The sequence below is a fragment of the Pectobacterium atrosepticum genome, assembly GCA_019056595.1.
Taxonomy (GTDB): Bacteria; Pseudomonadota; Gammaproteobacteria; order Enterobacterales; family Enterobacteriaceae; genus Pectobacterium; species Pectobacterium atrosepticum.
In genome coordinates this window covers 544989-568468 of sequence record CP036163.1, presented here as the reverse complement: position 1 = coordinate 568468, position 23480 = coordinate 544989, and the positions used below count along the sequence as shown (strand labels likewise).

General features: G+C 54.3%; 5 protein-coding genes and 4 pseudogenes. 8 read left to right on the top strand and 1 reads right to left on the bottom strand.

What is annotated here, in order from left to right; translation table 11 throughout:
- Positions 1 to 16 precede the first annotated feature (16 nt).
- Entirely contained in the window at positions 17 to 439 is a 423-nt protein-coding gene (locus DCX48_03200; protein QXE13594.1) for a DspFAvrF family protein, read from the top strand.
- A gap of 9 nt (positions 440 to 448) precedes the next feature.
- On the opposite strand, the gene DCX48_03195 is transcribed toward DCX48_03200, so the two are convergent.
- Entirely contained in the window at positions 449 to 1114 is a 666-nt protein-coding gene (locus DCX48_03195; protein ID QXE13593.1) for a GntR family transcriptional regulator, read from the bottom strand.
- Positions 1115 to 1451: 337 nt separating this feature from the next.
- Here DCX48_03195 and DCX48_03190 point away from each other — a divergent pair, with 337 nt between their 5' ends.
- The 7 genes and pseudogenes from DCX48_03190 to DCX48_03160 all read left to right on the top strand — a co-directional run bounded on the left by DCX48_03190 (position 1452) and on the right by DCX48_03160 (position 23441).
- Positions 1452 to 3125, top strand: a complete 1674-nt coding sequence (locus DCX48_03190) for a ShlB/FhaC/HecB family hemolysin secretion/activation protein (GenBank protein ID QXE13592.1) — start codon at positions 1452 to 1454, stop codon at positions 3123 to 3125.
- Between the two features lie 49 nt (positions 3126 to 3174).
- Positions 3175 to 6531 (top strand): annotated as a pseudogene (locus DCX48_03185) (filamentous hemagglutinin N-terminal domain-containing protein).
- A gap of 155 nt (positions 6532 to 6686) precedes the next feature.
- Positions 6687 to 19826 (top strand): annotated as a pseudogene (locus tag DCX48_03180) (hemolysin BL-binding protein).
- 686 nt (positions 19827 to 20512) lie between these two features.
- Complete coding sequence (locus DCX48_03175) at positions 20513 to 20824, top strand: hypothetical protein (GenBank protein QXE13591.1); 312 nt, start codon at positions 20513 to 20515, stop codon at positions 20822 to 20824.
- 158 nt (positions 20825 to 20982) lie between these two features.
- A pseudogene (locus DCX48_03170) lies at positions 20983 to 21234 on the top strand (hypothetical protein).
- Positions 21233 to 21754 (top strand): annotated as a pseudogene (locus DCX48_03165) (carbon-nitrogen hydrolase family protein). The pseudogenes DCX48_03170 and DCX48_03165 overlap by 2 nt, the downstream one beginning before the upstream one ends.
- A gap of 565 nt (positions 21755 to 22319) precedes the next feature.
- A complete protein-coding gene (locus tag DCX48_03160) occupies positions 22320 to 23441 on the top strand; it encodes an extracellular solute-binding protein (protein QXE13590.1) in 1122 nt (373 codons plus the stop codon).
- Positions 23442 to 23480 lie beyond the last annotated feature (39 nt).

Here is a 23480-nt window from a genome sequence, read left to right as displayed (position 1 = left end):
ATTAAAGGAGAACAGGATGACACCGACACAACAACATATTGCCCGCTTATTACGCCATTATGGTGCGCTCAACCGGACTCAACTGGGCTTGCAGAACGGGATCTGCGCACTGCGCGAGCCAGACGGGAAGGAAGCGGTGGTTTTGGAAGTCCCCGCGAGCGGCAGCGCGTTGGTATTGCATAGTGACGTGATGCGGTTTCAGGGAGACGTCGGCACCGAGGTGTATCAACTGATGCTGATGCTTAATTTTGAGATGGCGGCGATGAAAGGCTGTTGGCTGGCGTTGGATGAGAATTCGACGCTGCGTTTGTGCACTCAGCACACCGCAGAATCGTTAGATGAACCAAGTTTTACGGCGCTGCTGCCCGCGTTTATCAGCCAGGTAAAAGAGACCCGACTTCTGATTCGCGGGCTATTGCCACGGCTCATGGCAGCTTAACGCCGCAATCTATTGATCCATGGCAATAAAGGCCAGCATCGTTTCGCTCCCGTCCAGAATATCAGACTGGATGGCCTGTCGAGCGGCACTGGCATCGTGTTGCTGTAAGGCTGCGAGAACGTCTTCGTGATGTTCTATCGCCATCTGCACGGAAAAATGTGCATAGGCCTGCGCAATCAGCGGGCCAGTGCGCATCCATAAGCTGCCGATAAACTGCGTTAACAGCGGCATACGTGCTGCCTGTGCCAGAAACAGGTGAAATTCGCTATTCAACTGCAATGCTTCGCGTAGGTTTTTCTCGTCAATCGCCAGACGATTCTGGCGAATATTTTCTTCAATTTTCTCCAACATCTTCGGCGTAATGTGCGCGGCGGCCAGTTCGGCGCCCGTTCCTTCCAGCGCCAACCGCAAAGTGCGGATTTCTTTAAACTGATCTTCGGTTAATTGGGGGACACGAATATCGCGCGGCGTCTTGAGCACCAGCGCCTGTTCTTTCGCCAGTTGCAGGATTGCATCCCTTACTGGCGTTACGCTGGTGCCAACCTGTGCGGCAAGCTCCCGTATCCTCAAGCGATCATCCGGTTTGAGTTGACCGGTAATTAACGCTTCACGCAGCATGGTGTAAACGCTGGAGCCCAGATAGCTGTGATTGATCTGCCCAATTGGATAATTCACTGTTCCCCCAGAGAGAAGTGCTGCGCAACGTGATGAGATAAAGATATGGTTTGCTACCGCAACGGACTCGCGGCGATGAGAGGCTAATATACAATATGATGCATCAACGAGGCTATGGGGGAAGTATCTCTCTGGCAGAAAATCGTCAAGAAAGGGTCATGAAATACGCAGTATTGTGTGACGAGGTGTAACTAACCTAAAATTATTGCTTAGGAAAATATTTTATCGCGTCTTAACGCAAACCAACTGTCATAAAATTATATATTACCTGACATATTGAGCTTGGTAATTAACGGTTCTACTATGCCGAAAAATTATTATCATCAGGGATGAAACCATGCGTGGTTTTTTTAGGCTGATTGTTATCATGCCTGTGTTATTTTCTTCTATATCATTTTCTGTATTATCCGCGCCGCTTAATCCAGCGGACAGAATTGATATTCAGCAGCGGCAAGCCGAGGTGATCGACCAATCCCGGCAGCAACGCGATGACTTATTGCAGTTAAATCAGCCACAAGAGACGATAAATCCAGCCGGTGGAAGCGATGCAGGGCACTGTTTTACCATTAATGAAATTCATTATCGCAACAGTTCTTTACTGAGTGAAAAAGATAAAAATACGTTAAATAAAGATTATATCAATCGTTGTATTAATGTTAATAATATAAATCAGCTGATTCATGATGTCAGCAATTGGTATATCGAACAGGGCTATATTACCAGTCGTGCTTTTATTTCCGAGCAAGATCTGTCGAGCGGAATATTACAGATTGATATTCTGGAAGGGCGTCTCGAATTCATTAATATTAATAATGAATCGACGCGAGCCTTAAAACAGGTTTTTCCGGGGCTAGAGGGCGAAATCCTCAATCTCCGCGATATCGAACAGGGCATGGAACAACTCAACCGCATGCCGACGCAGCAGGTGAGTATCGAAATTCAGCCCAGTAGCCAGCCTGGCTATTCCATCGTTAACCTCACCAGTAAAAAGCAAATTCCGCTGACGGCAAACATCAGTTTTGATAATAGTGGGCAGAAAAGCACTGGGGAGCAGCAGCTAAACGGCGGCCTGTGGGCGGATAACGTGCTGGGGCTGGCCGACCAGTGGTTTATCAACGGCGGACACAGCAGTGAATTTCGGGATAGCCGCAATACCGAAAGCTTACAGGCGGGCTTATCGCTACCCTATGGCTACTGGACGCTCAGCTACGACTATTCTCAAAGTCGTTACCGCAACGATTTCACTAACCGAGATTTTCTCTGGCATTCAACGGGTGACAGCCAAACGCACCGCGCCACGCTTTCACGTGTGGTGTTCCGTAATGGCGACATGAAAACCAGCCTCTCGGCGGGCATGTCACACCGTATCGGACAGAATTACCTGAACGATGTTCTGCTGCAATCCAGCAGTCGCAAACTCAGCAGCGCCATTATCGGCATTAACCACAGCCAGAAACTGTGGGGCGGGCTGGCGACACTCAATCCTGCTTACAGCCGTGGAACGCGCTGGTTTGGCGCAGAAAGCGATGACGGTAAATCTGACGATGCGCCGCGCGCCGAATTCAATAAGGTGACGCTGGCGGCCAGTTATTACTACCCGATCGCTGACAACCTCCATTACCTCACCAACCTCTATGGCCAGTATTCACCACAGCGCCTATATGGCAGCGAGCAGGTGACGCTGGGCGGGGAAACCTCCGTGCGTGGTTTCAAAGAGCAATACCTTTCTGGTAATCGTGGTGGCTACTGGCGCAACGAAGTCAACTGGCGGGCGACGCAGTTGCCGCTGTTGGGCAGTGTCACGCTGACGGCGGCGGTGGACGGCGGGCATCTTTTCTCACAGCAGGCAGACAGTGAATCGTCGGGCACGTTGTGGGGCGCGGCGGTAGGAATGGGCGTTGCTAACCAATACCTCTCACAGCAAATCACAGTTGGTTGGCCGTTGGCACACCCCGACTGGCTAAAACCGGATCACGCTGTTGCTTATTATCGCGTTGGACTTTCTTTTTAATTGTTAATTTTTTCTTGTTAACTTTTTATTGTAAGGCAGGGGATCAGGGATGAAACCAATAAAAACCACACAGCGCCTGCTGGCGTATACGCTGATCCACCTCATTGCGTTTCAGCCGCTATTGCCAGCAATGGCCGCAGGCGTGCAGGTCGCAACAGGCAATACCGCGCTGGATCAGGCTGGCAACGGCGTGCCGGTCATCAACATTGCCACGCCAAACAGTGCGGGGATCTCCCACAACCAGTACCACGATTTTAACGTCGACAAGCCCGGTCTGATCCTGAATAACGGCACGGAACAGCTTAATTCCACCCAACTCGGTGGGCTGATTCAGAACAACCCCAATCTGAAGGGGAAAGCCGCCGACGCCATTATCAACGAAGTGGTATCGACCAACCGCAGTACGCTGGCGGGCTATCTGGAAGTTGGCGGTAAACCGGCCAGCGTCATCGTTGCCAACCCGAACGGCATTACCTGTGACGGCTGCGGTTTTATCAATACTCCACAAGTGACGTTGACCACTGGGAAACCCCAGTTGGATGCGCAGGGCAATCTGCAGCGTATTGATGTGACACGCGGTGATATCACGCTGACCGGGCAGGGACTGGATGCGAGCAAGAGCGACTACCTCAGCCTGATTTCCCGTACCGCGCAGATTAATGCCGGACTGAATGCCAACGATGCGCAGATTGTGCTGGGTGCCAATCAGGTTGACGCGACAGGCAAGGTGACGGCGAAGGCGGCTGATGGCGGTGCGGTTAATGGTGTCAAAGTCGCGTTGGATACCGGCGCACTCGGCGGGATGTACACCAATCGCATCAAGCTGATTTCGAGTGATAAAGGCGTGGGCGTGAACGTCGGGAACCTCAGTGCACGCAGCGGCGATATCACGCTGTCTGCCAACGGTAAACTCAGCCTCGGTGATACGGTGGCGCAGGGGACAATTCAGGCCGACGCTGACACGCTAGTGCTACAGGGCAAGCAGCAGGCGGGAAGCGCTCTGACGCTAAAAGCCCGGCAGGACATCGCGCTGCAGGGCGCCACGCTGCGTGGCGGGCAGGATATCGATCTCCAGTCTGGCGGTGAGCTGACCGCACAAAACAGCCTTATCAGTGCTGGCGTGGATGCACAAGGTATCGTCAAATCCGCCAATCAATTATCCCTAAAAGGTGACGGTGTCACACTTTCCAATGCCCAGTTTGCGGCGGGCAAGGTCGCGATAGATGCGGGGAAATCGCTGCAGCAGGATGCCAAAAGCGGGATTAAGACAGATACCTTACTTGATGTGCGTGGGGACGTGGTGTCGCTGGCGGGCATAGCGGACGCAGACACGGTTCGTCTTGAGGCAAAAACCCTCAACGGTGCAGGCAGCGCGCAACTTCAGGCGAAAAACAACGCCACGGTGCGCGTCACGCAGCAGGGTGACTGGCGGGGTAATCTGACTGCAGGTAACGCGCTAGCCGTTGAGGGGGGACGTCTGGTGCAGCGCGGTACGCTGGCGGGGAAAACGATCTCGCTGGCCGTCGATTCGCTGGATAATCAGGGTGATATCGCCTCGCTGCAGGGGTTGACGTTCAGCGGCACTGACCTGACAAACGGCGGGACGCTGGCCGCCGCAGAACGCCTGACGGTCAATGCGAATCGACTAGATAATACTGGCTTACTCAGTGCGCGTGACGATATCAGATTTGAGCTGAAAACGGTGCTCGCCAATCAGGGCAAGATCCTGACGGATAATCAGATGTTCTTGCTGGCCGATAGCATCAGCAACGGTGGGACGCTGCAATCCACGGCGTTGACCGCGCAAAGTCATCAGTTCGCCAATCAGGGCGAGGTGACGGCTAATGAACTCGATCTGACCAGTCAGACGACAGAAAACCATGGCACCATCAACGCTCACCAGATATTGGCGCTGCATGGCGGCAGTGTAGTGAATGACGGCACGCTCAGCTCGGGAGAGAAGCTGGCGCTGACGCTGGGGAATACGCTGGATAACCGTGGTCTGATGCAGGCCGGTACTGCCTTACACGTGATCGCCGACCACGTTAGCAATGACGGTACGCTCACCGCTCCTGAATTACAGCTGCACACCGAAACCCTAGCCAATCAGGGGGCGCTTCAGGCCGATAACGCGCTGCACCTCGGTGCCACGCATCAATTGACGCAATCTGCCAGCGGAACGCTGCTGGCGGGCACCGAACTGACGCTGAACGCCGGACAGGCAGAGACCGACGGCGCGATTCAGGCGCAGCAGTTCCTGATGAATGCCGAACGCTGGCTCAATACGGGTAAAACCAGCATTACCGGCGACGGACAGATTACGGCTGCTCAGTTGGACAACCGCGGCAGTTTGCTGACGGCGGGGAACTGGGCAATTGCCAGCAATGCCATGAGCAATGACGGTACGTTGCAGGGCAATACGCTGACTCTTCAGGCTGATACGCTCACGAATCACGGTCAAGTACAGGCGCCGGGGGCAGTAACCCTGACTGTAGCTGATGCGTTTACCAACGACGGCGACTGGTTAAGCGGTGATACGTTGCGCATTCAGGCGGCGAACGTCCAGAACGGGGGCACACTACAGGCATTAAACCTCACTGCAGTCGGTAGCGCGCTTAACAACAGCGGCAACATCAGCGGTATTAATAGCCTGTCATTCTTCTTAAATGGCAATCTGGATAACGTCGGCACCCTGCAGGGCAACCAGCTTCATGCGGAGGCTGCCCGCCTCACTAATCAGGGAGCGCTTTACGGTACCGATGCGCTGACGCTGGCTATCACTGGAGATCTGGATAACAGCGGCACGCTTCAGGGCAATCAGCTTCACGCAGAGGCGGCTCGCCTCACCAATCAGGGCACGCTTCACGGTACGGATGCACTGACGCTGGCGATAACTGGCAACCTGTCTAATCAGGGGATGTTGCTGAGCGAAGGTGACAGCACGGTGACGGCGCAGCAGATTGATAACTCAGGGTTATTACAGGCAAAAAATGCCGCGCTTCAGCTGGGTTCGCTGGATAACGCTGGCAAGATTCTCGGTATCACCTCACTGGCGCTGACGGCCACAAACGAGCTGACCAATCAACAGAGTGGCAAATTACTCACACAGGGTGCGGCGGTGCTCACCGCGGCGGATGTCGTCAATGCCGGAGAATGGCAGGCACAGCGCCTGACGCTGACGGCGAATAATTTGACCAATGACGGTGAGATTCAGGGAGATGACGCTTTATCCCTGACGCTACCGGCCGCTGAAGGCAAGGGCACGTTAATCAACCGTGGCGCATTGACGACGGGCGGTGACGCCACGCTGTTCGCGCGTCTGATAGATAATCAGGGCACGCTATCCAGTCTGGGTCAAACTGCACTGACCGGAATGTCGTTGATTAACGACGGCCGTTTGGTGGCAGGACAGGGCTGTCGCTGCACGGCGACTATCAGGGCAGCGGACTGCTGAACACAGCAGGTACGCTGACGCTACAGGGCGACACGCTGGTTAACGACGGACACTGGGAAAGTCGGGCGCTGTCCCTGCAAGGGCTGACGTTCACCAATCAGGGCTCGGTGTTAGGGAATGGCGTGATGCTATCGGCGAACCGTCTGACAAATCGCGGTAGCGTTGTAGGTGTTGATTCTCTGGGGATCACGTTGTCTGACCGTCTGGATAACGTCGGCGAGTTGCGCAGCGACAATCTGTCTATTGCGGCATCAGGCATGAACAATCATGGCGATATTCAGGGCATCAATACCCTGCAACTGAATGTGGCGGGATTAATAGATAACGCGGGCGTCATCAGCGGCAACCAGTCGGTGGCAGTGACGGCAGGTGACGTCAAACAGCTCGGCACCCTGGAAGGGAAAACCGTCACACTGGACGCCGCCTCGCTGGTCAATCAGGGCAAAATACTGGGCGTGGATGCGCTGACGCTCGCCATCGCAGGCAATGTCACAAACAGTGGCAATGTGCTGACGCAGGGCAATGGGATGGTGACCGCGCAGCAACTGGACAATAGCGGGCTGCTGCAGGCCGACAGTCTCACGCTAGAAGCAGATGAGGTGACCAATGCTGGGCAATTACTCGGTATTCAGGCGCTGTCGATAACCGCACAACACGGGCTGACCAACCAGCAGAACGGCAAACTGCTCACGCAGGGGGCGGCGATTCTGCAGGCGGCTCGGGCAGAGAACCACGGTGAATGGCTGGCGGATAACCTGACGTTGCAGGCCGAGCGTTTCACTAACACGGGACGGATTCAGGCCGATCGCGATCTCGGCATTATCGTGGAGCCAACGCGTGCGCTTCGTCAGCCGTCTTTTCTGGCGATGGCGTTAACGCTGGCGGCAGATGCACAGCAACTCAGCCTGAGCGCTTCACCTCAGGGTGCGGGGGAAAACAGCGGTGTTCTGGACAATCGCGGCTCGCTGGTGTCAGGTGGGGACGTACACCTGAGCGCCACGCAAATAGCCAACCATGGCTCGCTCTCCAGCAACGGTACCGCTGCTTTGACTGGTGAGTCGATTGATAATACCGGTGCCGTGGTGGCGGTGAAATCACTGTCGCTGACGGGGAATTATCAGGGAAGTGGGTCGCTTAATACGGACGGTCTGATGGCCTTGTCCGGCACGACGCTGGCGAATACCGGGCACTGGCGGGCGAATACCATTCAGGCGAAGGGATTTACGCTGGATAATCAGGGGATGTTGCTGGGGCAACGGATTGATATTACGGCAGATAACGTGTTCAACGGCGGCGAGATGGCCGGGATTGACGCGTTGCAATTGACGCTTGCCGATCGCCTGACGAATCAAGGCGAACTCTATGGGTCGGCGCTGACGCTGTCGGCGACCGATCTGTTCAATCAGGGCGACGTCTCCGGTGACGACCTGCACCTGACGTTGCAAGATGGCTTGCACAATCGTGGTCTGGTTAGCGGCAGTAAGCAAGTGCAGCTTGAGGCCAGTCAGGTCGATCAACGAGGTTCACTGGAAAGCCGCGATCTGCAGGTGCAGGCAAATACACTCGACAATCAGGGCACGATGCTGGGCGTGGATGCGTTGACGTTTGCCATCCGTGATACCGCACGTAATCAGGGCAAGTTGCTGAGTCAGGGCACCAGCACGCTCACAGCTAATCGGCTGGAAAACAGCGGACACTGGCAGGCGGACACGCTGGCGCTGACGGCAGATGAGATCGCGAATGCCGGACAGTTGCTGGGGTTGTCTGCGCTGTCGTTGACGGCGAAGGACCGTCTGGACAATGCGCAAAACGGCAAACTGCTCACGCAGGGCATCGCAATATTGCACGCGGCCGACGTGGAAAATGACGGTGAATGGCAGGCGGGTAGCCTGACGCTAGACGCGAAAAACCTGATCAACCGTGGGCACATTCAGGGCGATAAATCGCTTAAGGCGACGCTGGTAAACGGTGATGTAGACAATAAGGGCACACTGTGGAGCGATAGCGCCGATATTGCTGCCCGAACACTGACCAACGAAGGCAACATCACCGGCGTTAACGGTCTTCAACTGACGCTGGATAATACCTTAACCAATCAGGGCACGCTGAACAGCCACCAGCTCAGCGCGCAGGCCGACAGACTAGTCAATAGCGGGAAAATCAACGGCCTTGACCGCCTTGAATTGACCGCCGTCGATAGCCTGGATAATCAAGGGACGTTGTACGGTACGGCGTTGACGCTGAACGCGAACGACCTGACCAACAGCGGTGATATTACGGGCGTGGACAGCCTGACCCTGAGCCTAAAGGGGACGCTGGAGAATGCACGTGATATCAGCAGCAATGCGCTGACGCTCAAGGCCAATGACGTATTCAACCACGGCACCCTGACGGGCGTTAACGGGTTAACGTTCCTGCTCGGCAATCACCTCGACAATCAGGGCGCGCTGAACAGCCATGCACTGTCCATCACCGCCAACGATCTCACTAACGATGGTCAGATCAACGGCACGCGCAGCCTGCAACTGTCTCTCAACGAGGCGTTGACCAATCGCGGCGATCTTATCAGCCAGCAAATGGCGATAACGGCCAATGATGTGCTCAATCATGGGCAAATGCAGGGTTCGGACGATCTGCAACTGAACCTACGCAATAAGCTGGATAATCGCGGTGTCATCAGCAGTAGCAATACGTTGGGTGTGATCGCGAAAAGCCTCGACCAGCAGGGCACGCTGGAAGCCCGCGCGTTGACCGTGGACGTCCAGACGCTGGATAACCGCGGAAAAATGCTGGGCGTGGATGCGCTGACGCTGGCGATTGCGGGGATGGCACGCAATCAGGGCAAATGGCTGAGTCAGGGTAGCAGCACGCTGACGGCGGATCAGGTTGAAAATAACGGCCAGTGGCAGGCGGGTGATATCACGCTTCAAGCCAATGATCTGACCAACAGTGGGCAGATTTTCGGCATCAATGCCTTGTCGCTGACGACAACCCACGGTCTGACTAACCAACAAAACGGTACGCTCCTGTCGCAGGGTATTGCCGCCTTACGCGCCGCAAGTGTGATAAACGACGGTGATGTACAGGCCGATCGCCTGACGTTTGAGGCACAGCAGCTGACCAACCGTTGGCGTATTCAGGGGGATCGCGAGTTAGCGGTCACGCTGGATAGCAATAATCCCGCCAGCCGTTTAACCAATCTGGGTACCCTGATGTCCGGTGGCGACAGCCAACTGCAAGCCAGACGGTTCGACAATCAGGGCACGGTCTCCAGCGTGGGCAAGATGGACGTGCAGAGTGCGGATATTCGCAATGCGGGCAATCTGATTGCCGACGGCGCACTGTCGCTCAGTGGCGACTATCAGGGTGCAGGCCTGCTGCACACGGCCGACACACTGACGCTACGCGGTAATCAACTGAACAACAGCGGACGCTGGGAAAGTCGGGCGCTGGCGCTGAACGGCGGGTCACTGAACAATCAGGGCACACTAGTCGGTGAACGCGGCATCACGCTGGAATTGCGTGAAGGCCTGACGGTCGGCGACACCGGCAAACTGCTGACCAACGGTGCCCTGCAGGCGCAGGCGGGGATGGTCGTGAACGACGGGTTCTGGCAGGGCAACACGCTGACGCTGACGGCAGATGACGTCGAAAATGCCGGGCAATTGCTGGGGCTGTCTGCGCTGTCGCTGACGGCGAAAAACCGTTTGGACAATACGCAAAATGGCAAGCTGCTCACACAGGGACTCGCGGTATTGCACGCGGCCGACGTGGAAAATGACGGTGAATGGCAGGCGGATAGCCTGACGCTGGACGCGCAGAACTTGATCAACCGCGGGCACATTCAGGGCGATAAATCGCTTAAGGCGACGCTGGTGAACGGTGATGTGGACAATAAGGGCACGCTGTGGAGCGATAACGCCGATATTGCCGCCCAGACGCTGACCAACGAGGGCAACATCACTGGCGCGGCCGGGCTGCAGTTGACGCTGGATAATGCGTTAACCAATCAGGGCACGCTGAACAGCTATCAACTGACCGCGCAGGCAGACAGACTGGACAATAGCGGGAAAATCAACGGCATCGACCATCTTGAACTGACAGTCGGTGACAGCCTCACGAACCGCGGCACGCTCTACGGGTCGGTGCTGGCGTTGAACGCCAGCGATCTGACGAACAGCGGCACGATTACGGGCGTGGACAGCCTGACCCTGGATCTGACGGGGACACTGAACAACGCGCGTGACGTCAGCAGCAATGCGCTGACGCTCAAGGCTAATGACGTATTCAACCACGGCACCCTGACGGGCGTTAACGGGCAGACGCTGGAACTCAGCAATCATCTTGATAATCAGGGTACGTTGAACAGCCATGTGCTTGCCATTGCCGCCCGCGACGTGACCAACGGCGGACAGCTTAACGGCACGCGCGGCCTGCAGTTAACGCTGGGTGGTGGCTTGACCAACACTGGTGACCTCACCAGCCAGCGCATCGATATAACCGCGGAGGACGTGCTCAACCACGGGCAAATGCAGGGTTCGGACGATCTACAACTGGACTTGCGCAATAAGCTGGATAATCGCGGTGTCATTAGCGGTAGCAATACATTGGGTGTAATCGCGAAAAGCCTCGATCAGCAGGGCACGCTGGAAGCCCGCGCGTTGACCGTGGACGCCCAGACGCTGGATAACCACGGAAAAATGCTGGGTGTGGATGCACTGACGCTGGCGATTGCGGATACGGCGCGCAATCAGGGGAAATTGCTGAGTCAGGGCCGCAGCACGCTGACGGCGGTTCAGGTTGAAAATAACGGCCAGTGGCAGGCGGGTGATATCACGCTTCAGGCCAATGATCTGATCAATACCGGACAGATATTCGGTCTCGATGCTTTGTCGCTGACGACAAACCGCGACCTGACTAACCAACAAAACGGTACGCTCCTGTCGCAGGGTATTGCCGCCTTACGTGCCGCAAGTGTGATAAACGACGGTGACATGCAGGCAGATCGCCTGACGTTTGAGGCACAACAGCTGACCAATAGCGGGCATATTCAGGGGGATCGCGAGTTATCGATCATGCTGGATAGCAATAATCCCGCCAGCCGTTTAACCAATCTGGGCAGCTTGATGTCCGGTGGCGACAGCCAATTGCAAGCCAACCGGTTCGACAATCAGGGCACGGTCTCCAGCATGGGCAAGATGGACGTGCAGAGTGCGGATATTCGCAACGCGGGCAATCTGATTGCCGACGGCGCACTGTCGCTCCGTGGCGACTATCAGGGGGCCGGCCTGCTACACACGGCCGACACGCTGACGCTACGCGGTAATCAACTGAACAACAGCGGACGCTGGGAAAGCCGGGCGCTGGCGCTGAATGGTGGGACGCTGAACAATCACGGCACGCTAGTCGGTGAGCGCGGCATCACGCTGGAATTGCGTGAAGGCCTGACGGTAGGTCGCGATGGTCAACTGCTGACCAGTGGTGCCTTGCTGGCGCAGGCAGGAGAGGTTATTAACGACGGATTCTGGCAGGGGAAAACACTGGAACTGTCCGCGAATGACCTGATTAATGGTGGTTCGCTGCTCGGTCAGGATGGCCTTCACCTCGATTTACAGCGCACCTATCAGGGAACCGATTTATCCCACCTATTGAGTGACGGTGAGGCCACTATCACAGCCGATCGCCTGACACAGACCGGTGAAATTGCAGCGGGAACGCTGAGCCTGACCACTGGGACGCTGGAGAACGGCGGGCGGGTGCTGGGCAGCAATGGCCTGACGGTGGCCAACCGCGATGCGCTACTTAACCATGCCGGTGGAGAACTGCTGACTAACGGCGCAGGCCGTGTTGACAGCGGATCGGTGACCAACGCGGGCACGCTACAGGCTAACGACCTGCAACTGCGTGCTGGTGAAATCGATAATCAGGGGCGCATTCAGGGCACCAACGCGCTGCGCCTGCTCGACGTGCTGCGCTATGTCGGCGATAAAAACAGTCAACTGCTCAGCAAAGGCGCCGCTACCCTTAATGCTAAACAGGCAGAAAACGCCGGTTTATGGCAGGCGGGCATGCTGACGCTGAACGGCGAATCGCTCGACAACCGTGGCACCGTGGCGGGGCTGAACAGCCTGTCGCTCAACGGCGACGAGCTAAAGAATAAAGGCGAACTGTTCTCGCAGGGAACGGCGACGTTAACGGGCAAGACGCTGGAAAACAGCGGCACGCTGACGGGTGTCGGCGGCTTTACGCTGCAATTGGCCGATCGCGTCGATAATTTGGCGGCGGGACGTTTACTCAGCGGCGGCGTGGGCGAACTCACGACTGGCGTGTTGAGCAATCAGGGACTGTGGCAAGCGGATGATTTGCGTCTGACTGCTCGTGACCTCGATCAGCAGGGCAATCTGCTGGGCGTGCAACGTGGTACGTTGCAACTGACCGGATCGTATCAGAGCGCGCAGGGCAGCCAACTGGTCAGTGGCGGCGATCTCAGCCTGACTGCGCATTACATCACTAACCGTGGACAGATGCAGGGCCGCACGCTGACGCTGGGTGCTGATGAGCTCACTAATCACGGCACTCTGCGTGGCGATAGTGCGCTTAACGCGACAGCCTCCAATCAGTTCAGCAATGCGCCACAGGCGCGTTTGAGTAGCGATGGTACGCTGAGCGTGCAGGCGGCGGCGCTGAATAATCAGGGCGAGATAAAAGCTGCCAACACCACGCTGACGGCCAATACCGTCACCAACAGCGGCACGGTGCAGGGCACCGCCGCGCTGCAATTGGACACGACAGACCGCATTGTCAACCAGCAGGCCGGACAACTGTTATCCGACGGTATCACGACACTGAAATCTGCGGCGGTAGAAAATCACGGCTGGCTGCAGGGGCGCGGGCTGGACGTGAATACCGCACAGTTTACCCAGCAGGGCAGCCTGATGGCGCAGGATAAACTGACGCTGAAAATTCCGCAGTGGGTGAACAACGGGCTGGTGCAGGCGGGCGAACTGGAGATTATCGCCGACGAACTAGACAACCACGGCACACTGCTGGGCTTAACACAGCTTGCGCTGCAAACGCAGCGGCTGATTAACCGTCAGGGCGCGAAGCTCTACAGCGCGCAGGATCTGCGCCTGAAAACTAATCAACTACAACAGGAAGGGCAACTGGTTGCGCTGGGTAACCTGACTGCCGATATCACCGGGCCGCTGACCTTCACTCAGAGCATGGCGGCGGGGCAACAACTGGCGCTAAACGTAGCGGGTGACCTCGATCAGCGCGGGACGTTACAGGGTAAATCCGTCCAGTTGACCAGCACCGGCACGCTGACCAATCAGGGCAACATTTTGGCGGGCGGCGGTGAGTCGCGTATCAGCGCGAAAGACATTGTGCAGGTAGAAGCAGGCAGCGTTCAGGCTGGCGGGAATCTGACGCTGGTCAGTGATAACACGCTGAATAATAAAGGGCTGATTGGCACTACGAGCGATCTGCTTATTCAGGCGGGTGGCGCGCTCCATAACAGCAGCATGCTCTATGCGGGCGGCAATATGCGTCTGCTGTCCGATTCCCTCACCAACGTCTTTGGCACCATTCTAGCGGGCAATAACCTGCTCATTCAGCGTGACGATCAGGGCACGGCCAGCACCTCGCTGCTCAACAGCTCCGGCACCATCGAAACCCAGTCCGGCGATATCACGATTAATACCGGCACGTTGACTAATCAGCGTGAAGGGTTTGTGGTGACGGAGAGTGAATCTACGGCGGAATCTGTGCCGGATTGGGTGGGTGAAATGGTGATAAAAATTCCGATTGAGTGGTTTAAAGAAGGTAGTTATGGAGTTTATGTTAACAAAGGGCATTTGGGGGCCCCTGATAGAACCATATATGCTCCTCTCGGAGATTTTATTGTTCAGCGTTTTACTTTAAAAGATAAAAAAATAAACGTTGTAGCCCAAGGAAATAATGCTGTCATTAATTCTGGTCATATGCTGTCAATATTATCCGATGATTTGATAAACAGAGCATCTTCATTATATGCAGCCGATAATATTTTTATTTTAGGTAATAAATTTGAAAATAGCTCATATCATGAGGGTGGATTTACTGAGTATTTGACTTATGCATATATAGGACCAAGAGCAACAAGTACAACGATTAGCGATTATCATCATCAGAGAGCTCTATTCAGATATATTAGTTATCAACTTGACGGCACTCCAACCTACGAAAAAACTGAGGGTGAAAGCTATAATGCGTTAATTCAGGCAGGCGGCACCATTACCGCCGACTTTAAACAGGATATCAGCAACACCACGCTGCAACCGGGCAGCGGCGGATTTATGCCGGCGTCCACCAAACCGGTGCTGGATGCTATCACCACGCTGTCGCCATTGCAGAAACAGACCACACGTCAGTTGGTCAGTCAGGATTCGTCGTTTAATACGGGTGCGATAGACGTTACGAAAACAGGTAGCGGACAGGCGACGCTGGCGGGCAATGCCACAGGCGTAGCTGCGACGGGTAAAGCCGTGATACTGACGCAGCAGTCTGGCACCGCGCTGCAAACGGCTGTGCAGGCGGAGAACATTACGGCAATGATGCCGGGGCAGCAGGTTGCAGAGCCGCTGACGCTGAACACCAGCGATGCGGTGGCGTTACAGCCTTCTACTTCCGGTCACGTCAGCAATCCTGATACGGTCGCGCTGACGCAGCAAGCAGGCACTGTGCTGCAAACGGCGGTGCAGGCAGAGAACATTACGCCGTTGACGCAGGGGCAGCAGTCCGCAGGGCCGCTGACGTTGAAAACCGATGATGCGTTAGTGTTAACCGATCCCAACGCCAGCTCTGTCGCCCACCCTGATGCTGTTGCGCTCACGTCGACAGGTCAACGTCCTGATGCGGGACAGGGGCTGACGCCCGTTACCGTGGACAATACCGTCGCGGGCGTCACGATAGCGGGCACGGTAGGTTCGCCTGCCGTATTGACGAAGCCGGGCACGGTGGAGGTAGAAATACCGAAACAAACGGTGAGCGCAGACAACCTTCCGGGTGGGGTTACCCCCGCCGTGCCGAAGCCTCTTTCTGCCACAGAACTGCTAAACGCCATTGGCAATGGACTGCAAAACCTGAGCACCAATCCGCTCGCCGAGTACCCACTGCCCACTGGCAATAACGGGCTGCTGGTTGTCGATCCTAATGCGGACAGCCGCTATCTGATCCACACCAACCCGAAACTGGAACAGCTTGGGCAGGTCGACAATGCGCTGTTCAGCGATCTGCAAACGCTGCTGGGACAACAACCGTCAACGGTGGTGCCTGTCGAAACGCGTTCACAGTGGACGCAGGTCGACAAGGTGCTGGGGTCGTCCTATCTGCTAGATAAACTCAATCTGGATGCGGATCACGACTACCGTTTTCTGGGGGATGCGGAGTTTGATACTCGCTACATCAGTCAGGCGGTGCTGAAACAGAGCGGGCAGCGTCACCTGAATGGCACTGGCTCCGATCTGGCACAGATGCAAATGCTGCTCGATAACGCCGCTGCTGCGCAGAAAGGCATGAACCTGCAACTTGGTGTGAGTTTGACGCCGGATCAGGTTGCCAACCTCAGCCAGAGTATGATCTGGTGGGAAAATATTGAAGTCAATGGCCAGACCGTGCTGGCGCCGAAGCTGTATCTGGCGCAGGCGGATAAAAATAACCTGCAGGGCAGCGCGATTGTCGCGAACAAGGTTGAGCTGAACGCTGGCGGCAGCGTCACCAACAGCGGCACGCTCAAGGCAGTTGAGGTGCTGGCGATTGCCAGTGGCGACAAGATTGATAACCATGAAGGCGGACTGATCAAGTCAGACGGCGGCCTGAATCTGGTAGCGCTCAGCAACATCACAAACAGCGGCAGCCGGATTGAAGGCAATACGCTGCAGCTCGCCAGCATTAACGGCGACATTATCAACCAGACTGCGTCGCGCGATTTTCAGACCGCGCAGCCGAATGCTTCACGCAGCGGCACGGGCTCGCTTACGTTCACCGAATTGGGTAAAACCGCCGAAATCGTGGCAGGTAACAGCCTGACCCTCAGCGCGGGCAAGGATATCCGCAACGTGGCGGCTACGCTGAACGCCGGGCAGGATATGGCGCTGAACGCCAAAGGCAATGTGGCGATTGAGGCGCTGACGCTGACCAATAATCGCGTGGATATCGGGTGGGGCAGCAGCAATACTGCGCTGAACACGGCTGTGCAAGGCAGCACCGTCAATGCGGGCGGCGCGCTGAAAGCGGTAGCGGGTCAGGATATTCAGATCGATGCCAGCCAGCTTTCCGGCGGCTCGGCGCTGTCGCTGGCGGCGGGTAATGATATTCACCTCACCGCGCAGGACACGCTGAAAGAGACGCTGTATCAGGGCAGCAGCACGGCGCAGCGTCGCACGCAGGAGGTGGCAAACAGCCAGTTACTGAGCGGCGGCGATCTGACTCTGGTGGCGGGGCGAGATGTCTTGTCTGAAGCGGCCAGCTTGAATGCCAAGGGCACGGCGACACTGGCGGCTGGGCGCGATCTCAATTTGCTGTCTGAAGAGGAAGAAACCTACAGCGGCAACTGGTGGAACCGTCATGCCGACTGGCAGCAAAACATCACTCAGCAAAGTACCGAGTTAACGACGGGCAAGGGCCTGAACCTGCAGGCGGGCAGAGACATCAATCTGCAAGCGGCACAGGGTGTAGCCAGCGGCGCGGTGACGGCACAGGCGGGCAACGACATCAATCTGCTGTCGGCGACCGAAACGCAGCACACCTTCTTTGAAGAAACGAAAGTCAAGAAAAAGGCCTTTTCGAAGACGGTGACGCATACGTTGCGGGAAACGTTGCAAACCGATGAGAAAGGCAGTCTGCTTTCTGGTGACAGTGTCACTATGGCGGCTAATCAGAATATTAATCTGCAAGGCTCTTCGGTGGTCGGCGACAAGCAGGTCACGCTTCTGGCAAATAATGATATCAACACCGCTGCCAGCGTAGAGAACTACCAGAACTATGAAGAGCACAGCAAGAAAAAAAGCGGCTTGTTCAGCGGCGGCGGCATTGGCTTCACCATCGGATCGACGTCGACCAGCCAAAAACTGCGCGATCAGGCCGCAACACAGAGCCAGAGTATCAGCACGCTCGGCAGTACGACAGACTCGGTGACGGTGAAGGCCGGGAACGATGTCACCATCAGCGGCACCGACATGGTGGCGGGGAAAGACATCCTCCTGCAAGGTAACAACGTCACGATCGATCCGGGTTATGACACGCGCAAGCAGCAACAGGAGTTTGAGCAGAAAAGCGCAGGTCTGACCGTGGCGCTCTCCGGCGTGGTGGGGTCGGCGCTCAATAGCGCGGTGCAGAGCATTCAGGCGGCAAAAAGCGAAAGTGATGGCCGACTGGCGCTACTTCAGGGGATGAAGGCGGGGCTGGCTGGGTATCAGGCTTACCAGGGCAGTCAGTCTGAGTTGAACAACAAAGGGGAGGCTTCTTTTGTCGGCGTCAGTATTTCTCTCGGGGCGCAGAACTCACGCTCCAGCCAGACCAGTGAACAGAAGCAGAGCTTTGGTTCGACGCTGAATGCAACGCGGGATATCGGCATTGAAGCGCGCACGGGAGATATCACGGTTGCGGGTAGCCAGCTTAAGGCGGGCGGCGATGTCATGATGAACGCGGCGCAGGATATCCACCTGATCTCCGCCCGTAATAGTGAAGCACTAAGTGGCAAAAACAGCAGTAGCGGCGGCAATATCGGCATCAGTCTGGGACTGAGTAACGGCAGCGCGGGGCTTAGCATTTTTGCTAACGTTAATGCGGCGAAAGGGCGGGAAACCGGCACGGGCAATACATGGTCAGAAACCACGGTGGATGCAGGTAACCATGTCACGCTGAAAAGCGATCGCGACACGCGACTGATTGGCGCGCAGGTTAACGGTGAGCGCATTGATGTCGACGCAGGACGCAATCTGCTGTTGCAAAGCCAGCAGGATAGCGACCGCTATGATTCTAAACAGACCAGCGTGGCGGCTGGGGGCAGCTTTACCTGGGGCGGCGGTGGCGGCAGCGGCTACATCAGCCTCAGCCAGGACAAGATGCACAGCAATTATGATAGTGTGCAGCAGCAGACGGGGTTCTTTGCTGGTAAAGACGGATTTGGTATAAAAACCGGTGAACATACCCAGCTTGACGCTGCCGTTATTGGTTCTACCGCCAGCGCCGAGAAAAACCGGCTGGAAACGGGGACGCTCGGCTGGAGCGGGCTTAACAATAAAGCCGAATTCAAGGTGGAGCACAGCGGCGCAGGTTTCAGCGCCAGCCCATCGATGGGCGGTAGCATGCTGTCGACGCTGGCGATGAATGTGCCGTCGGCGCTGATGGCATTGGGTAACAGTGGCAATGCATCCAGCACCACCTATGCGGCGGTGAGTGACGGCAGCCTGCTGTTGCGGGATACGGCGAAGCAGGTGCAGGATATCGCCACGCTGAGCCGTGATGTTGAGCACGCGAACAATGCGCTCAGCCCGATCTTTAACAAAGAGAAAGAGCAAAAACGCCTGAAACAGGCGCAGCTGATTGGTGAAATCGGCGCGCAGGTGATGGATATCGTGCGCACGGAAGGCGAGCTGAAAGCGCAGAAGGCCGCGGAAGCGAAAGGTGATTCCAAAGTCGAACGTCCGAAAGACGGTGATTCGGTCGCGCTGTGGGAGGACTATAAAAAGGCGCTGACGGAATCGCCGACCTACAAGGCCGAGATGCAGAAATACGGCACGGGTAGCGATTTCCAGCGGGCGGCACAGGCGGCGACGGCGGCGATTCAGGCATTGGCGGGCGGGGATATCCAGAAAGCGATTGCCAGTGGTGCGTCACCGTATCTGGCACAGCTGGTGAAAGATGTCACGATGCCGAAGGATGAGAGCAAAGTCACGGCCTCCGATATCGCAGCCAACGCGATGGCGCATGCAGTGGTGGGTGCGGTGGTTGCACAGTTGTCGGGTCAGAATGCGGCAGCGGGGGCGATAGGTGCCTCCAGCGGTGAACTGATCGCCCGAGCCATCATGGCCGATCAATATCCCGGCAAGACGGCGAACGACCTGACGGAAGCGGAAAAACAGTCAGTGAGCGCGCTTTCGACACTGGCTGCGGGGCTGGTATCCGGCCTGGCAGGCAACAGCACCGCCTCCGCCGCCAGCGGAGCACAGTCTGGGCGTAATGCGGTGGAGAATAACTATCTGAGTGATAAGGACATCACGATCTTCACTGAGAAATATGCGAATGCGAAGACCGATGAGGAAAGAGATCAACTTAAAGCTGAACTTAGCCAGTTAGATAAAGATAAACAGCATCAAGCCTTATCGACCGGTATCCCGTTGAAGGAACAAAAAGCAGAACTGGAAAAACTGAAGTTGCTTGCTGTTTCACCGGATTGTGTCGGTCAATGTCAGGAGTTAGTAAGTTACTCGATTTCCCAGCTCGAACCAGTGGTTAACAACCCTCAATTACATCAGGATAATATTAACAAAGGAATATTGGCTGCAGTTATATCTGGTCTAACGCTCGAAAGACCTATCGGTGGAAGCTCTAATGCATCGCCGCTGACAAGAGAGCAACAGGAATTAATCAGAAAGGCTGAGTCTGTATCAACAGCAAAGGGGATACAGAATCCGTTCCCGAGGGATCTGAATGAGCAAGTATTATGGAATGGAGTTAAGGCTAATCCATCGGCTGGATATCCACTGACGGGATTGAATAATGATCCTAAATTTCCTTCATCGGCAGGGTTCCAGAAAATGTCAGTCAATCATACACTCCCGGATGGTAGGAATATTGAAGTTCATTATCAATATAACTCATTGACTAATAAGGCTTATGATATGAAAGTTATCACACCACAACGTCAAGGTGCTTCATTTAAGGAAAAACAATGAAAATAATAACTCAACGAGGGGGATATCTCGTTGATGTTTATGCAGTCTATTGGGTTGGAGGCAACACTTACTTCTATGGTCTATCTAAGGGGAATGGTGGGTTGTCTGCTTATAAACTAGGAGATGGCATAGATATAGTTGACTCTGATTTATCAGGTGATTTTATTTATTTTAACCAAGGTGTTTTTTATAAACCTTTGATAGAAGAAAAACTCCTTGATGATCTTCTTGAGTATGATGAAACTGCATATAAACGCTTCCTTGAAATCCTGAAAGCGGAAGGTCGAATAGATCCCGAATTCTATTAGCCATTAAAAATCCCGGCTCCTAAAAAAGCTGGGATTTTTGCATCTGTCACTCAGCCACAATGTGTATCAGCAGTTGGCAGTGCTCAACGGTGATGACGACTGAGATATCTGTGTCAAACTCGGCGGCTTCCAGCCAGTTACCTTAAAGGTGAGTAGTAATGGGAAAATATATTAATGAATACCTTAGTATTTTCACTCAGAAATCGGAGTACATAAAAAATGAAGTAAATAAGAGTGTCAAGTATTGGCTTCCAGATAACCCCCCGACTATTTTATTGTTCTCATTGGTGGGCAAGGCATTAGTAAACCAATTGGATTGTTTAAGAGAATCAGATAAGTTAGAGCTTTTCCAGCATATCGAAACTGGAATGCTTTCAGACAATGCTGATTTATCAACTGCGATAGCAACTTTCTATTTCGGTTGGTTATCCCGTAAAATTCAGCGATGAAATAAAGATAACGATGATTATTTTTCAACCTGAAAAAGAGACGTTATTTTATTCAAAGCGGTTACTTCATCCTGATGAAATGCCTTTTTTTAAACAAGGTATGCAACAAACGACGGTTAGCGTTGAAGGGAAGTTGATTGTACCTGCAATATGTTATGAATCTTTGCAGCCAATTCATGCTCTTGAGGCTGCAAACTTGGGTGCCGATCTTTATGTTACGAGCGTGGCAAAGTCATCTAATGGCGTGGTGCGGGCTTATGCGCATTATCCTGAGATTGCCAGGGAGTATGATATGTTTATTCTGATGGCGAACGCGGTTGGTCATGCTGATAATTTTATCTGTGCAGGGCAGTCGGCGATTTGGGATCGTGAGGGAAAACTTCTTATACAAGCTGATGCGACACACGAAGCTCTGCTTATTCTGGATACTGAAACCGATAAGGTAACGATAATTGAGAAGGATCTTTTATTCCAATCCTGATAATCATTATATAGATAATCACGACTATGTATTATTTTTTGCTTAGTATATAGATTCTTAGCGTTAATCGAGTGGTAATTATTTTCAGTCTTTTTTTAGTGGCCGAAATGGTAAGTGATTTCAATCCTAATGTTATCATACCTACATGATTTCAAAATGACATTATTTAAACTGGAATCATTATAAAGATAAATTGTTCCATTCTTTTCCCTATGAATTTCCCCCTCTCTCTGTTTAGTTCACACTGAATAGAATATCGACTCTCTTATTCCATTCAATATTTTTAACTATATCGTTCGTTTTTTCTTCGTATGTATTTTTATTTAATCCTGTAAACTCACGGCTAAATTGCATAATAGAAGCATGGATATTGGCCTTTGGATGGAAGATATAATAACGAAGGCTCATCCGTTTTCTATTCTGACTTTGTTTTTGACGATTTGATCGTCGATCCAATCCTGCGCGTCGCGTACTCACGATTCGCTGGTCACACCGTTGCCGTTTCAGCGGCTGATATCTGTTGTTTGTCGGCACGGGTTTTATTCATTAAGTGAAGGAAATCACAATGCAATACACTGGGAAGTATCTGAAGAAAACAGTGCTGATGTTGGCCATGATGGCCGGTCTCAGCGTCGGACAAAGTCAGGCGAGCGTCGAAATTGAGACGCGTTCGCTGGATCAAATCTATCAGAGTGCGTTGAGAGAAGGTGGTACGGTCACGGTCTATGCCGGTGGTGACGTGCAATCACAGCAGACTGGCTTTAAGAATGCATTTGAGACACGTTTTCCTGGCATGAAACTGAATGTGATTGTCGATTACAGCAAATATCATGATGCCCGTATCGATAACCAACTGGCGACCGACACCCTGATTCCTGATGTGGTGCAGCTGCAAACGGTGCAAAATTTTCCGCGCTGGAAAAAGGAAGGCGTGCTGCTGAATTACAAGGCACGGGGCTGGGACAAAATCTACCCAGAGTTTCGTGATGCGGATGGTGCCTGGACTGGTGCCTATGTCATCGCATTCAGCAATTTGGTCAACACCCAGCTTCTGGATGAAAAATCCTGGCCGCGCGAAGTCAATGACTATCTTCGTCCCAATCTGAGGGGCAATTTGATTCTGGCCTATCCTAACGACGATGATGCGGTGTTGTTCTGGTACAAACTGGCTGTAGATAAATACGGCTGGGATTTTGTTAAAAAATTGCAGGAGCAGGATCCCGTCTACGTACGCGGCACCAACGTACCCGGTGCTGAGATCGCGACAGGGAAATACAGCGCGACCTTTAGCAGTTCCGGTGCGCTCGTTCCGGCAGCCGATGCTGTAACCCGTTTTATTCTGCCGAAATCCGATCCGTTTGTCTCCTGGGCACAACGCGCAGCCATCTTTAAACAGGCTAAACACCCAGAAAGCGCCAAGCTGTATCTGAGCTGGGTGCTGGATCCGCAAACGCAGACTCAGGTCTCACGTATGTGGTCAGTACGTACCGATGTTGAGCCGCCAGTGGGTTACAAGCATATCTGGGAATACCGCAACACGCGTCCTCAGGCTTTTGCTGATTTCATGTACGACCGTGGTGCGGTAGAGCGTTTTCGCGCGCAGTTGAGCCTGTATGTGGGTGAAGCCAAAGGAGAACCAACGCCGGGCTGGCTTGGCGTGCACCCAGAAGTCCCTCTGGTTAACTAACGCCTGAGATTATTGCGTCAACTTATGCTGGTCACATCA

Coding starts and splice junctions, on each gene's coding strand:
- DCX48_03190 (QXE13592.1), top strand. CDS start 1,452: ATGCGTGGTTTTTTTAGGCTGATTGTTATCATGCCTGTGTTATTTTCT.
- DCX48_03160 (QXE13590.1), top strand. CDS start 22,320: ATGCAATACACTGGGAAGTATCTGAAGAAAACAGTGCTGATGTTGGCC.
- DCX48_03175 (QXE13591.1), top strand. CDS start 20,513: ATGAAAATAATAACTCAACGAGGGGGATATCTCGTTGATGTTTATGCA.
- DCX48_03200 (QXE13594.1), top strand. CDS start 17: ATGACACCGACACAACAACATATTGCCCGCTTATTACGCCATTATGGT.